Consider the following 13,262-nt stretch of genomic DNA (forward strand, 5'->3'; position numbering starts at 1 on the left):
CCCTAGTTTCAGCTTTCCTTGCCACAGGATTGAATGTGAATCACATCACCAGCAGGTGACAATGTGTGATTACTTCACAAGCTCAAGGAGAATTTCTGTGGCTTCCCAAATTTCTGGCGGCTGGCAAAGTGCCAAACACCGCACCACTGTTTACATGGTCCTCGTAGTTGTGGGCATTTCTATTCTTTTTGACGGCTACGATCTAGTGATCTACGGCGCCGTGCTGTCAACACTACTTGAAGATCCAACCCAGATCGGTGCGCTCAGCCCAGCAGTCGCCGGCACCCTTGGTTCCTACGCCATGATCGGCGTGATGATCGGTGCTCTATCTGCAGGTGCCGTTGGTGACCGCCTTGGTCGTCGCAAAGTTATGCTCACCGCAATCGTCTGGTTCTCTGTGGGCATGGCGCTGACCGCGTTCGCGTCCTCAATTGCGCTGTTCGGTTTCTTGCGCTTCCTCACCGGACTTGGCGTGGGCATGATCGTTGCAACCGGCGGCGCAATCATCGCGGAGTTCGCTCCAGCAAACAGGCGCAACCTGTTCAACGCAATCGTGTACTCCGGTGTCCCAGCCGGTGGCGTGCTGGCTTCTATCCTTGCACTGCTCTTTGAAGATGTCATCGGCTGGCGCGGACTCTTCCTCATCGGTGGATCCCCACTACTGTTCCTCCTGCCACTTGCATACTTCTTCCTCCCAGAGTCCCCGCGCTGGCTCACCTCCCGCGGCCGTGCTGCGGACGCCAAAGCCCTCTGCGCATGCTATGGGCTGCCGACGGAGGAATTTGTCGTCGAAAAGCAGCAGGCGACAAAGGGCACCGGATTCGCTGGAATTTTCTCCTCCAAGTACCTCATGGGCACCATTCTCATCGGCGCAATGAGCTTCATCGGACTGCTGTCCACCTACGGCCTGAACACCTGGTTGCCAAAGATCATGGAATCCAACGGCGCAACCTCGCATGATTCCCTGTACTCCCTGCTGTTCCTCAACGGCGGCGCGGTATTCGGCGGCCTCATCGCATCCTGGTTCGCTGACCGCATCGGCGCGAAGACCGTGATCACCTCCACCTTCGCTCTCGCCGCGATCTGCCTCGGAGTCCTGCCAAACATCTCCTCCTGGCCAATGATGTACACCGCAATCGCATTCGCAGGCGTCGGCGTCCTGGGCACCCAGGTTCTCACCTACGGCCTGACCTCGAACTTCTTCGGAACCGAATGCCGCGCAGCGGGAGTTGCATGGTGTGCAGGATTCGGCCGACTCGGCGGAATCGTCGGACCAGCAATCGGTGGCCTGATCATCGGCGCAGGATTCGGACCAAGCTCCGCATTCCTCATCTTCGCAGCAGCTGCCGCAATCGGCGCGGTCTGCACCTTGCTGATCCCGCGCTCCCCAGCAGAAGTAGAGGTGAAGGTCGCGCAGGAACCACTTGCACGTGTCTAACCCCAATTAATTCGAAACAAGGAAGCTTCGGCTTCCTTTTTCGGCATTTCACTAGCATTTAGAATTTAAGGAATTAGTTAATGGCAAGCTCAGTATTATTAGCTGTCGAAAAACCAGAACTCCCCCGGCCTACTTTCGCTGAGATCAAACGAGACCTCGGCCCCCAAGAAATTGGCAACGGGCTTGTCGCACTGATTTTCTCCGCATCCGGACCCATCGCAGTGATCCTGGCTGCTGCTGCAGCGGGAAACCTTTCGCCTGATCAAACATCTTCATGGATCTTCGGAGCATTTTTAGGCAACGGACTACTCACGCTGTGGCTTACCTATATGTACCGCAGTCCGCAGGCATACTTCTGGACGATTCCCGGAACCGTCATCGTGGGCGACTCGCTTACCCACTTAAGTTTCGCTGAAGTTATCGGCGCATACCTTGTTACCGGCGTTGTGGTGTTTGCACTCGGATGGACCGGTCTCATCGGACGGATCATGGCGGTACTGCCACCAACCATCGTGATGGCCATGGTCGCAGGCATTTTCCTCCGCTTCGGACTCGACCTCATCGACGCCAGCGTGACCGACCCGCTCATTGCACTTCCCATGGTCATAGTTTTTGTGGCATTGAGCATGAGCCCCCGCATAGCAAGCATCGCCCCACCCGTTGCAGTAGCCGCAGTAGTGGGAACCATCGTTGCCATCGCATCCGGCAAACTAGCGCCCGGAATTCTAGACAACGGAATTATCTCCCGCCCCGTCTTTACCGCCCCAGAATTTTCCTTCGCCGCCATCATGGAACTCGTTGTTCCCTTGGCCATCACCGTAGTCATTGTCCAAAACGGCCAAGGCGTCGCAGTTCTTAAAGCAGCAGGACACCGCCCCGGAGTAAACCTTGCCGCCGCGGCCTCCGGACTGTGGTCCCTACCCATGGCGTTGATCGGCAACATCACCACCTGCCTCACCGGCCCCACCAACGCACTGATCGTCGCCGGAGCAAAATCACACAGGCACTACACCGCAGCAATGGTCACCGCCATCGGCGCCATCATCGTGGGCCTATTCTCCCCAACCTTCGTCGGATTCATGCTGGCCATGCCCATATCCTTCATCGCTGCACTCGCCGGCATCGCCATGCTCACCCCACTCAAAAACGCCTTCATCGCAGGATTCTCCGGTGATTATTCCACTGGCGCACTAGTCTGCTTTTTAGTCACAGTGTCGGAAATCAGCATCCTCGGAATCACCGCCCCGTTTTGGGGAATTGTCTTCGGATGGCTCATCGGATGGCTGCTGGATAGCAAGCTTCTAGAAAACAAAAAACGGGCTTAGCTCCTCTATATATATAAGGAACCAAACCCGAATCTTTAAAAAACTCTAGCGCTTGAGCTTGCGGTAATCGAAGACCTGGTCAACGATGCCGTACTCAAGTGCTTCCTCAGCGGTGAGGATCTTGTCACGGTCGGTGTCGATGCGGATCTGCTCCGCGGTCTTGCCGGTGTGCTCAGCCAAGGTGGTTTCCATCAAACGACGCATGCGCTCGATTTCAGCTGCCTGGATCTCGAGGTCAGAAACCTGACCCTGGGTACCCTGGGTTGCTGGCTGGTGGATCAGCACGCGGGAGTTAGGAAGAACAGCGCGCTTACCTGGTGCACCTGCTGCAAGAAGTACTGCGGCTGCGGATGCTGCCTGACCAAGGCAGACGGTCTGAACGTCTGGGCGGACGTACTGCATGGTGTCGTAAATTGCCATCAACGCGGTGAAGGATCCACCAGGTGAGTTGATGTACAAGGTGATATCGCGGTCTGGGTCCATGCCTTCGAGGACAAGGAGCTGCGCCATGATGTCGTTTGCAGAGGTGTCGTCGACCTGGGTGCCCAGGAAGATGATGCGCTCTTCAAAGAGTTTTGCGTAAGGGTTGGTCTCTTTGGTGCCGTATGCGGACTGCTCAATGAAGGAAGGCAGCACGTAACGGGACGTTGGCATTTGGAATCCGTTGCTCATAATCTTTTTCTCTCCTTTAAAGTTTTCCGTGCGCCTAGTTGCTGATTGGGCCTTCAGCCAAGGTAATCACGTGGTCAACAAGTCCGTAATCCTTAGCTTCCTGTGCAGTGAACCAGCGGTCACGATCGGAATCCTTGGAGATCTGCTCAAAGGTCTGGCCGGTGTGCTCAGCGATCAGCTGGGCCATTTCACGCTTGGTGGCTGCGAACTGCTCAGCCTGGATAGCGATATCAGCTGCGGTACCACCAACACCAGCGGAAGGCTGGTGCATCATGATACGTGCGTGTGGCAATGCGAAACGCTTGCCCTTAGTGCCACCGGAAAGCAGGAACTGGCCCATGGATGCTGCCAGGCCCATGCCGTAGGTTGCGATGTCGCATGGGGAGTATTTCATGGTGTCGTAAATTGCCATGCCTGCGGTGACGGAGCCACCTGGGGAGTTAATGTACAGGGAGATGTCCCTGGTTGGATCCTCAGCGGACAGCAGCAGGATCTGAGCGCATAGCTTGTTTGCAATCTCATCGTCTACCTGGCTTCCCAGGAAAATGATGCGCTCACTCAGGAGGCGATCAAAGACGTCATTTCCGAAACCAGGCCCACCCTGGGCTGCCATACGAATATCGCTCATGAAAACAGTCAACTCCTACATTCTTAAATCTTGGGTACGTTCATTTGGTTCAATGTCACCAGACTACCCGCGTATTTCCATGAAACCGCCTCTGTTCGCTATCAGCGTTTTCACCGCTCAAAAAAGCAAAAAAATAACGCTTCTCGACGTCCAGTGGCGCGTCGAAAAGCGTTATTTCTTTAAAGTTTTTAAGCTTCAGACTCAGTCTCAGCTACTTCTTCTTCACCGAAGTATTCCTTAGGGTCGATCTCGTTACCCTCGGAGTCCTTCACGTTTACGCGGCAGATAGCCTGTGCAAGAGCCTTGCCACGGCGAACGTCGGAGAAGAGGTTCGCGATCTGGCCGGACTGCTGCAGCTGACCGATGAACTGGTTTGGGTCCATGCCGTAAGACTGCGCGGTGAACAGGATGTGGTCGGTGAGCTCCTGCTGGGAAACCTCAGGCTCCTCAACCTCAGAGAGGGTGTCCAGGAACAGCTGGGTGCGAACAGCCTTCTCAGCATCTTCGACGTTCTTCTTGTCGAACTCTTCACGAGTGGTGCCCTGAGCCTCAAGGAGGGAGTTCAGTGCAGCATCGTCGTGTGCAAGCTCGCCGAGGAGCTGGTGCAGCTGGGAGTGTGCCTGCTCGTCAACGATGGACTGTGGCAGAGCGAAGTCAGCCTCGCCAAGAGCCGCAGTGAGAACTTCGTCGCGGATTGCAGCAGCCTGCTCGTTCTTCTGCTTAGCCTCAACGTCAGACACGGTGGACTCACGAAGCTCTTCGATGGTGTCGAACTCAGAAGCCAGCTGTGCGAATTCATCATCCAGCTCAGGCAGCTCGCGCTGCTTGGTTGCGGTGATCTCAACGCTGATTTGAGCTTCCTTGCCCTTGTGCTCGCCGTTTGCCAGCTCAGAGGTGAACTCTACGGTTTCATCCTTCTTAGCGCCGATCAGAGCCTTGTCCAGGCCGTCGATCAGATCGTCAGATCCGATTTCGTAGGACAGACCCTCAGTGGTTGCCTCTTCAATCTTCTCACCGTCAATGCTTGCGGTGATGTTGATGGTGACGAACTCACCCTTCTTCAGCTTGTGGTTGTGATCCTTCAAGGTGGAGAAACGTGCACGCAGGGTCTCGAGCTCTGCTTCGATTGCCTCTTCGTCAGCCTTGATAGCTGGGACCTCAACAGTGATGTCCTCGAACTTAGGAAGCTCGAACTCTGGGCGAACGTCAACCTCAGCGACGAACTCAACGAGCTCGTTGTCTTCGATCTTGGTGACCTCTACGTTAGGCTGGCCGATTGCCTTGATGCCCTCAGCTTCGATTGCCTGTGCGTAGCGGTTAGGAAGCATGTCGTTGACAACCTGCTCCAGAACTGCGCCACGGCCGAAGCGTGCGTCGATAAGCTGACGCGGTGCCTTGCCCTTACGGAAACCAGGGATCTGGACCTGCTGCGCTAGAGCGGCGTATGCCTGGTCGATCTCTGGCTTCAGTTCAGAAAATGGAACCTCAACGGTGATCTTTGAACGGGTGTCGCTCAGCTTCTCGACAGAACTCTTCACGAGTAAATCTCCTGGATGATCGGGAAAGGGAAAGTTTCAGATATTACAAAAACAAGCCCGGTTTCCGACGATTAATGCGATTTCTCGCGTCGTCCGAAACCGAGCTCGTCCTCAAGTCGGGGCGACAGGATTTGAACCTGCGACCCCCTGCTCCCAAAGCAGGTGCGCTACCAAACTGCGCCACGCCCCGATATTTAATTTGACCCATCGAATACTAACACACTGTGATCTCAGAACAAATTCAGTAAGTGACTTACTAAGTCTCTGTGCTGAACCCCTGTGCGCTGTGCTCCTTGGTTCGATTAAGAACTTTACACACAACCATCTGAAAAGACGAAATCGCGTCCATAGCTGCAGGTAAAGATAGGTTTTCAAGTCACGCAATTGCATCAAGTTTTAACAATTAAGCGTTTTCAAGCGACTTCCTATGCCAATCCCATTCGATCTAAGGAATTTCCCCCTCCCCCGTTGCCGATTGTCTAAATTTATGGAATTTTAAATTTATGGACAAATCTTTCCCCACTGATCAGAATGACCGCGATGCTCTATTTCAGAGACTCGAAGCCATAGAGGCAGTGATCGCTCGGCACGAGGCACTGTTTGCAAAAGAAGGCCACTCAATCAACGACTCCCCTGAAACTACGGACGGAGCGATTCATTTCTCCGGACAGTTTGAAAACGCTTCAGGTTCCATCTCCTATTCATGGTCGCGACCCCCACATCATCTCCTCGAAGAAGCCTGGGATTCGTCATTCACCCGACTCGCAGCATTGGCCCACCCTCAACGGGGTCTGATTCTGAAACAGTTACTTAATGACCCCTGCTCGGTCTCTACCCTTTGTCAGCTCGGAGTGACATCCTCTACCGGCACTGCCTATCACCATCTCAATGAACTTGAATCTGCCGGCTGGGTAAGAAAAGGTCGTGGCGGTGTTTATGAAGTCCCCACTGAGCGGATCATCCCGCTACTAACCATCATTTCTGCCAGTGAGAATCACTAATGAGATTAAAGAAGCAGCTTCTTGGCAGCCTGTTAGTTGTCATCGTGGTTTTGTCCATCGTCGTAGCAACCACCAAACAACAAAAAGGCTTCGTCACAGGTCAGCCCACCGGTGCGCTTAACCTCTCCGACATCCTCGACTCCGAAGAACTCGGCGAGTATCACCTCATGTCAGCCGCCATCATCACTGGTAACACTGTAGATTTCAGCGGGCTCGGCGCAGGTCCAGACGACCCTTTTGAAATCGCATCGATTACGAAGATCTTCACCGGTGAGCTGCTTCGACTTCAGATTGAGCGAGGAGAGATCACAGAATCCACGACCGTCGGAGACGTTCTTGGAGAACGTGTAGTCGACTCCCTCATCCGGGACATAACCGTGGAAGAACTAGCCAATCACACCAGCGGACTACCCCGTCTAGGCAATGTAGGACTTAGACCTTTTATGGCTACGTTCTTTGACAAGAATCCTTACAAAGACCTCTCTGCAGATCGAGTCATCTCTATCAGCACAACGTCCAAATTGAATTCGCGCGGAGAATTTCACTACTCAAATCTTGGTTTTGCGCTGCTTGGCCAAGTCCTTGCCCGCAATGCCGGTTTAACGTTTGACCAGCTCTTAGACCGTGATTTACTGGCACCACTCAACCTCAATAACACCAAGCTCATGACCCCAGAATCCCTCGCTCAAGATGCACCTCAAGGGTTCTCAACACCTGGCAAACAAGTCGAAGCGTGGGAGATGGATGGCTTTCTCCCCGCAGCTGGCCTGCGTTCCACCGCGCGCGACATGGCAGTTTTCTGTCAGTACTTATTCACAAAAGGCCCCGCCCCTTTCACCTGGCAATCCCTTGAATCGGCCCCTGAAATCGTCTGGCATAACGGAGAGTCCTTTGGATACAGTTCCGTACTCTTCTTTAACACCGCTACAACTACTGCCATCTTCGTTGCTGCCGACGTTGCCACATCTGTCTTCCCAATTGGTCACGAGCTTTTAATGGCAAACTCCACTAGGCAGGAATCAAAATGATCGATTCCCCCGCCTCTATCCATCGGCGAATCGTTGCAACCTTGGCCGATTACAGCATCGCGCTCCTCATTGGAGGAGGCATTGCTCTGACTTTCGGAACTAGTATCCTCAACCCGCCCTTTTCAACTGTTCTCACGATTGCCTTTTGGCTTTCCAAATCTTTATTAGAAGCAGCCTTCGGAACTACACCAGGAAAAATGCTCACACACCTGCACGTCAACCACGACATACAAGGTGAGCGCCTAAGCATCTACTACCCCTCAGCAAGAAACGCGTGGATCTTGTTGGAGATCATCCCACTTGTCGGCCTAGTACTATTCAGCTTTGTAGCCATTTTCCTCGTCGCTAGTTGCATTCACGCTTGCAACTTCGTGGGTTTACATGACAAATTTGCACATGTAAATGTCTTGCGGAAAAACGAAAAACACCCTCTCAACTGCTTTAAATGCAACTGAGAGAGTGTTATTATTTTGAGGGAATGACGGGAATCGAACCCGCGTCATCAGCTTGGAAGGCTGAGGTAATAGCCATTATACGACATTCCCACTTGTGAACTTCTGCAAGAACTCTTGTTTGGTTCGAGGAAAAGCATAGCGCATATTGTTGGTTTATTAAAAATCGGCAGGCTGGCACCCGGTTTTCGAACAAGATTTTTGGCCAGACCACATTCTCAAGAATCCCTTTCGATACATCGCTACTTTTCATCCGGCACCTATCCAGCAAATGGCCAGTTAACCTGCAGCAAGTGTGTTATTGTACATTTCCTTGCAATTCCCCCTTATGAAACCCGCTAAACCTTAAAGGAGCATAAGAGAATTTTAGCAAGTGTGTCCGTCTGGCCCCCTAAAATATACAAGTACTTGTTTATAAGTCCAGCGTACATGGGATAATTTTAACAAAATATCTGAAATGTTCTTAGGTTGTAAAAACCTTAGAATAATTTCGACAAAAACTACCTCCTTGGCGTAACCTAGCTAAACATGAAGCCAAAAATTATCGATGCCGAATCAGGCAGAGAGCTCTGGACTGCAATTGAATGTGCAGAGTTCTCCGGTACTGCTCGAGGTACTTTCACTAGCTACGCAGGTCGAGGACGTGCTCCAAAGCCAGTTGCAAAGCTCCATGGGCTCACTTTGTGGGACTCCCAAACCATTGAGGAATGGGTCGACGACCGCGCTGCAGGAAACAAGGGATTAATTAATTCCGAAGAGACTGTCGCAGTCGCCAACTAAGCACTTTTTCTCAAATGCCACGAAAACAATTGTTTTCGTGGCATTTGTCTTTTCTGGGTTAAGGGAAAATCTGTGTGCTTTCCCCAGGTCGACCCGAATCCGTGCTCTAGGGGCTAGTTGAAACGACCTGCCCATCCCTGCCGGATACCGATAGAGTTATTCGGTGTGGCATCGATTCCGGTGTCATAGGTAGCCGGGCGCCCGTCGTGGTCGTGTGGTTGTTCTTGTTGGATCAAGTCGGGGACGTTGGCGAGTCCGTCTTGACCCCAGTTTTGTTGCCTGGCGATCTCAACCGGATCGCCAGGCAACTGCGTATGCATCAATAACCACCAATCCACCGCGATACGTTGATGCTAATCAAACATCCCCCGATGGTTTCTCGCCAAGGCTTTAATCTGAGCGTTGATACCACCTTCCAAACAGTTCGTTGTTGATTTCACCACCCCGTCAACCTCTGCTGGTGGATCAATATAGGTAAACAAATGACCGTTGCGAGCCAGGGCTTCCAACTGCTTATAAGCAGTGCGATGGGTTTTGTGGGTGTGACCTGCCATTTTTGATTGGGGCGGACATGTCTCGGGATGGCATGTGCTGGTACATCAGCGCGGTAGGTGCGTTCGTTAAGCCAGTCCCCGTAGGTGAGGTAGAACTCTTGGAGGAGTTTGAGCCAGTCGGCGGCTTGTTCTGGTGTGGTGACTTTCAGCAGTTTCAAGGAGAGACCCCGGAGTGCTTTTCGGCGAGCTCAGCACGGATCTTAGGGTGACATGTTTTTGGACGTTGCGTTTGACATGGACGAGGCAGCGTTGGATTTTCGTTGTCAGCCAGGTCGTGGTGATGGCTTTGAGTGCGCCTTTTTGTCCGTCGGTGGTCACGATTAAGGGGGTTGGAGTTGATCGAAGAGTCGGGTGTAGTTGTAGGCGTCTTCTTTGGTGCACCAGCGCCAGGCGACGACGTGGTCGAAGGTGTAGGCCACGAGGAGGCATGTGGTGTTGAAGAAAGTGCCGTCGATGAAGAGTTGGTCATAGACACGGAAACGGTCGGTGTTGCGGGGGACTTGTACGAACTAGTAGTCGTGGAACCAGTTGGTGAGGGTACGACGGGTCACGCCTAGTTGGTTGGCGAGGTTGGTGCGTGATTGGGAGTTGAGGATCCAGTTGATTAAGAGTTGGAATCGGTGGGCGTGGTGGTCGTTGGGTCGGGTGTTGGTGGTGGCGGCGTTGCAGGTGGTGCCTTTTGTTGTAGTGGCTGTTTTTTCTCATGGGGCCGGTGTATACCGGGCAGTTGGGTCGTGTTCTTTTCACCTTGTTTGGTGTAGTCCCCGCGTGTATCACAGGTTGGTGTTGGGGTGGGGATGTTGCCTGGTTTTGATGGGTTTGTGGTTGGCAGAACACATTTTTGTGGGGTTGGTGCTGGTGGGGTTATGTTTCTGGGCCGCTAAAAGCACATATTTTTCCCTTAACCCTCTTTTCTAGCGATACCAGACACAAAATCAGCAAAAGTACCTTTACAGTCTTAAAACAGGGAACTTTAACGAAAGACTGGTCGTTACTTTAGTAATTAGACCAACATGGTGGTGAGTGGTTGAAATCTTGCCATCAAACTTATCGAGTGAGTTGAAGCATTCCGTGGAAGTACTACTACTTATCGCAATCGTCGTTGGTGGTGGCGTTTTTGTCGCCTCAAAGATGGGATCCAATAACAATAAGAAGCAAGAAGAAGCCAAGTTTGCTGACGCACAGGCAGATGCGCGTCGGTGGATTGAGCGTCTTGGTTCCCAGGTTTTGACCATCGCAGGTACAGATGCTGCGTCGACCCAGGCTATTGCTGACGCATCAGAGCGCTATACCGCTGCGTCTTCTCAGATTTCTTCTGCCACTACTCCTCGTCAGGCAGAGTTGGCTCGAGAATCTGCACTAGAGGGTCTGCATTATATGAACGCGGCTCGTGAGATCATGGGTATGACTGCTGGCCCTGAGCTGCCTCCTCTGGAAGGTCAGCGCAATGCTGGTCGCGTTACAGAAAAGCGCACCATTGAGCAGGAGGGTCGCCAGATCACTGCTTCCCCCGTCGCAACAGATGAAACTCCGAACTACTACCCTGGCGGTAACGTTGCGGGTCGCCCAGTCCCTGCTGGTTGGTACTCCGAGCCTTGGTGGGCAAGCGCATTGCGTTCCGGTCTGTGGACTGCAGGTTCGGTCATGATGTTCTCAGCAATGTTTAACGGCATGGCTGGTGTCGGCTACTCCGCTGCAGCCTTTGAAAATGGCTATGGCGAGGGCTACCAAGATGGCCTGGACGCAGCTGGCGGAGACATGGGCGATGCTGGCGATATGGGTGACGCCGGAGCTGACATGGGCGATGTTGGTGGTGATGCTGGCGGAGACGGTGGCGGATTCTTCGACGGACTCTTTGGTGGTGGAGACGGCGGCGATGGCGGCGGATTCGATTTTGACTTCGATTTCTAGCCCAAAATAATCCCCACATAAACACAAAATGGGCGGTTAAGTTCTTGGAAAAGAACTTAACCGCCCATTTTTAATTGTTTATTCGTTAGGAACGACAGGTGCGATTCCAGTGCGCTCGTAATCAGCGAGGATGTCGATACGACGCTGGTGGCGCTCGGCGTTGCTCCATTCCTGCTCGAGGAAGGCGTCGACAATTGCCAATGCCTCTTCCTCTGAGTGCATGCGGCCGCCGATGCCGATGAGGTTCGCATTGTTGTGCTCGCGGGCGAGGCGTGCAGTTTCAACAGACCAAGCAAGTGCACAACGTGCACCCTTGACCTTGTTGGCGGCGATCTGCTCGCCGTTTCCGGATCCACCCAGGACGATGCCGAGTGAGCCTGGGTCGTTTACGGTGCGGCTAGCTGCTTCGATGCAGAAGGCTGGGTAGTCATCTTCTGCATCATAGGTGTGGGCTCCGCAGTCGATCACTTCGTGGCCGTGGGCCTTAAGGTGTTCTGCGATTGCATTTTTAGTTTCGAAACCAGCGTGGTCTGCTCCAAGGTATACGCGCATGGAAGTCAGTTTACTGCAGGCATTTTCACAACGGCGGATACCCGGACTTTTCCCCTATTTGGGGGTTCACAAATCGCAAAATAGCTCGACCCAATCTTGGTAAAGCGGATCGGCTCTGACTCGGGTAGGACACTTCCGTATCTGTCATGATGCGGAACGAATAAGGAAGGGGGAACGGCTTCCCCAAGTCACCCAACGCCATAGATACTCAAGTGGCCCCTGTGTGTAGTAGCGCAACCATAAAGCAGAAAGCAGCTCTTGAATAATGAGAATACCCGCAGCTAGGAGCACCGTAGCTGTCCATGATGTGCTGTGTGGAAGATCCAGGATTAGCCCGCCAATGAGCATGAGGATCGTTGCACCAATGTAGTTGGTTAGCGCCATACGCCCTAAAGGTGCGAAAACTGCAGCGAGTGCACCGCGAATCGGTGTATGCAAGGCCAGCAACACTAAAGAAATGTAGACGCCGCCAAGCGCGAGTCCCGCCACTGTGGAAACGATCGAGAAGCCTGAAGAAGTGATGTCACGTGCCTGGATAATCAGCGTAGGTATAGCGATTGCTGCGCTTACGGCGAAAAAGACTCCCATAGCCCGCGGTGAGTTCTCTGCCCGATCGACTACTCCATACCTAACGAGCGCTGAACCGATCAGGAACATTGAGGGGATAAGCAGGAACCCGCCACCGAAAACCACCGCTGGCACAAACGACACTTCGCCGAGGACTGCGACAGCCCAACGAGGCAACCAGGGGGATGGCAGCAAAATGACCAGGCCGACTATTGCATACGGCAACAATGCTTCGCCCGTCTGGAGAATTTGGTGGATGATGCCAAGCGGTATCAACGTGAGAAGTCGACGAAAGAGAACTATTCTTGGGCGTTCACCTCGACGGGCAGCGGACTGGTTCTGGCCGAACCGAGAAGCCGTTTAACGGCAGTACCTATGTGGTCTAGTTGGTGGTCTAGTCAAGGCCCGATTGTATCTAGGACTGTTGTTCCCATGGGATGTATTAAAAAATCGATCAACTAAGCAGAAGTGAGATGCGGGCTTTTTCAATAAAGTTCAATAAAGTATGCTGCGAAACGGAATGAGCAAGTACGTGCGCGTAATCGGAATTTCATTCGCTGGGGCGCAAAAGCTACAAAAGAATAAAAACTGCCCGACGCGATCCTTGAACAGATCAGCGGGCAGTTTTTAATAAGCAGAGACAGCGTTAATTAGTCGAACTGTGGGTTCTCAGTGCGGCTGCGCTTGATTTCAAAGAAGTGACTATAAGGCCTCGCCCAGGGGTTTTGTATCGTTGCAGGTCATGGCGATTATGTAGGTTCCGCATTTTCCGTATTTTCTGCAAATTATGTGGGCTACAAAGCGCTTTGCGGGCAA

15 protein-coding genes and 2 tRNA genes are annotated in these 13,262 nt (G+C 52.9%); 8 read left to right on the top strand and 9 right to left on the bottom strand.

From position 1 onward, the window contains the following. Positions 1–97: 97 nt before the first annotated feature. Positions 98–1,438 carry an MFS transporter gene (locus KW808_RS11960; RefSeq protein ID WP_003859223.1) on the top strand — a complete coding sequence of 447 codons (1,341 nt, stop codon included), beginning with the start codon at positions 98–100 and terminating at the stop codon, positions 1,436–1,438. 80 nt (positions 1,439–1,518) lie between these two features. Continuing rightward, positions 1,519–2,763 (top strand): benzoate/H(+) symporter BenE family transporter, encoded by a 1,245-nt coding sequence (locus KW808_RS11965; protein WP_003859222.1) that lies wholly within the window; start codon positions 1,519–1,521, stop codon positions 2,761–2,763. 45 nt (positions 2,764–2,808) lie between these two features. On the opposite strand, the gene KW808_RS11970 is transcribed toward KW808_RS11965, so the two are convergent. The 4 genes from KW808_RS11970 to KW808_RS11985 all read right to left on the bottom strand — a co-directional run bounded on the left by KW808_RS11970 (position 2,809) and on the right by KW808_RS11985 (position 5,791). After that, complete coding sequence (locus KW808_RS11970) at positions 2,809–3,435, bottom strand: ATP-dependent Clp protease proteolytic subunit (protein WP_003859221.1); 627 nt, start codon at positions 3,433–3,435, stop codon at positions 2,809–2,811. Positions 3,436–3,469: 34 nt separating this feature from the next. Further along, the gene (locus KW808_RS11975; RefSeq protein ID WP_003859220.1) at positions 3,470–4,063 is read right to left on the bottom strand and encodes an ATP-dependent Clp protease proteolytic subunit; all 594 of its coding nucleotides are present in this window, start codon (positions 4,061–4,063) and stop codon (positions 3,470–3,472) included. Between the two features lie 188 nt (positions 4,064–4,251). After that, positions 4,252–5,601 carry a trigger factor gene (gene tig / locus KW808_RS11980; protein ID WP_003859219.1) on the bottom strand — a complete coding sequence of 450 codons (1,350 nt, stop codon included), beginning with the start codon at positions 5,599–5,601 and terminating at the stop codon, positions 4,252–4,254. A 116-nt stretch (positions 5,602–5,717) separates the two neighbouring features. Then, positions 5,718–5,791: transfer RNA gene (locus tag KW808_RS11985), tRNA-Pro, on the bottom strand. A gap of 313 nt (positions 5,792–6,104) precedes the next feature. On the opposite strand from KW808_RS11985, the gene KW808_RS11990 reads away from it, so the two are divergent. Genes KW808_RS11990 through KW808_RS12000 form a run of 3 tightly spaced genes read left to right on the top strand, consistent with a single transcriptional unit; the run spans position 6,105 to position 8,085 of the window. After that, positions 6,105–6,602, top strand: coding sequence for an ArsR/SmtB family transcription factor (locus KW808_RS11990; protein ID WP_003859218.1), 498 nt, complete (start codon positions 6,105–6,107; stop codon positions 6,600–6,602). Continuing rightward, positions 6,602–7,630, top strand: coding sequence for a serine hydrolase domain-containing protein (locus KW808_RS11995; protein ID WP_003859217.1), 1,029 nt, complete (start codon positions 6,602–6,604; stop codon positions 7,628–7,630). Before KW808_RS11990 ends, KW808_RS11995 begins: the two co-directional genes overlap by 1 nt. Continuing rightward, positions 7,627–8,085 (top strand): RDD family protein, encoded by a 459-nt coding sequence (locus KW808_RS12000; protein WP_003859216.1) that lies wholly within the window; start codon positions 7,627–7,629, stop codon positions 8,083–8,085. The genes KW808_RS11995 and KW808_RS12000 overlap by 4 nt, the downstream gene beginning before the upstream one ends. An 18-nt stretch (positions 8,086–8,103) precedes the next feature. On the opposite strand, the gene KW808_RS12005 is transcribed toward KW808_RS12000, so the two are convergent. After that, positions 8,104–8,175 (bottom strand) — tRNA-Gly (locus KW808_RS12005). 435 nt (positions 8,176–8,610) lie between these two features. Here KW808_RS12005 and KW808_RS12010 point away from each other — a divergent pair. Then, on the top strand, positions 8,611–8,862 hold the full coding sequence (locus tag KW808_RS12010) for a helix-turn-helix transcriptional regulator (protein WP_003859215.1): 252 nt from the start codon (positions 8,611–8,613) through the stop codon (positions 8,860–8,862). A 113-nt stretch (positions 8,863–8,975) separates the two neighbouring features. On the opposite strand, the gene KW808_RS12015 is transcribed toward KW808_RS12010, so the two are convergent. Beyond that, complete coding sequence (locus KW808_RS12015; protein ID WP_080708842.1) at positions 8,976–9,182, bottom strand: hypothetical protein; 207 nt, start codon at positions 9,180–9,182, stop codon at positions 8,976–8,978. Between the two features lie 300 nt (positions 9,183–9,482). After that, the gene (locus tag KW808_RS12020; RefSeq protein ID WP_144290599.1) at positions 9,483–9,845 is read right to left on the bottom strand and encodes a transposase; all 363 of its coding nucleotides are present in this window, start codon (positions 9,843–9,845) and stop codon (positions 9,483–9,485) included. Between KW808_RS12020 and KW808_RS12025 the strand changes: the two genes are divergently transcribed. Together KW808_RS12025 and KW808_RS12030 are read left to right on the top strand one after the other, a co-directional pair. Further along, positions 9,752–9,973, top strand: a complete 222-nt coding sequence (locus KW808_RS12025) for a hypothetical protein (RefSeq protein ID WP_003859213.1) — start codon at positions 9,752–9,754, stop codon at positions 9,971–9,973. The two genes, KW808_RS12020 and KW808_RS12025, sit on opposite strands and share 94 nt — an antisense overlap. A gap of 466 nt (positions 9,974–10,439) precedes the next feature. Further along, the gene (locus tag KW808_RS12030; protein WP_003859212.1) at positions 10,440–11,327 is read left to right on the top strand and encodes a hypothetical protein; all 888 of its coding nucleotides are present in this window, start codon (positions 10,440–10,442) and stop codon (positions 11,325–11,327) included. A gap of 78 nt (positions 11,328–11,405) precedes the next feature. Here the strand turns inward: KW808_RS12030 and KW808_RS12035 are convergent, their stop codons facing one another. Continuing rightward, the gene (locus KW808_RS12035) at positions 11,406–11,879 is read right to left on the bottom strand and encodes a ribose-5-phosphate isomerase (RefSeq protein WP_003859211.1); all 474 of its coding nucleotides are present in this window, start codon (positions 11,877–11,879) and stop codon (positions 11,406–11,408) included. 144 nt (positions 11,880–12,023) lie between these two features. After that, complete coding sequence (locus tag KW808_RS12040) at positions 12,024–12,722, bottom strand: DUF418 domain-containing protein (RefSeq protein WP_003859210.1); 699 nt, start codon at positions 12,720–12,722, stop codon at positions 12,024–12,026. Positions 12,723–13,262: the final 540 nt, after the last annotated feature.

It is taken from the genome of [Brevibacterium] flavum (assembly GCF_019317305.1).
GTDB lineage: Bacteria > Actinomycetota > Actinomycetes > Mycobacteriales > Mycobacteriaceae > Corynebacterium > Corynebacterium glutamicum.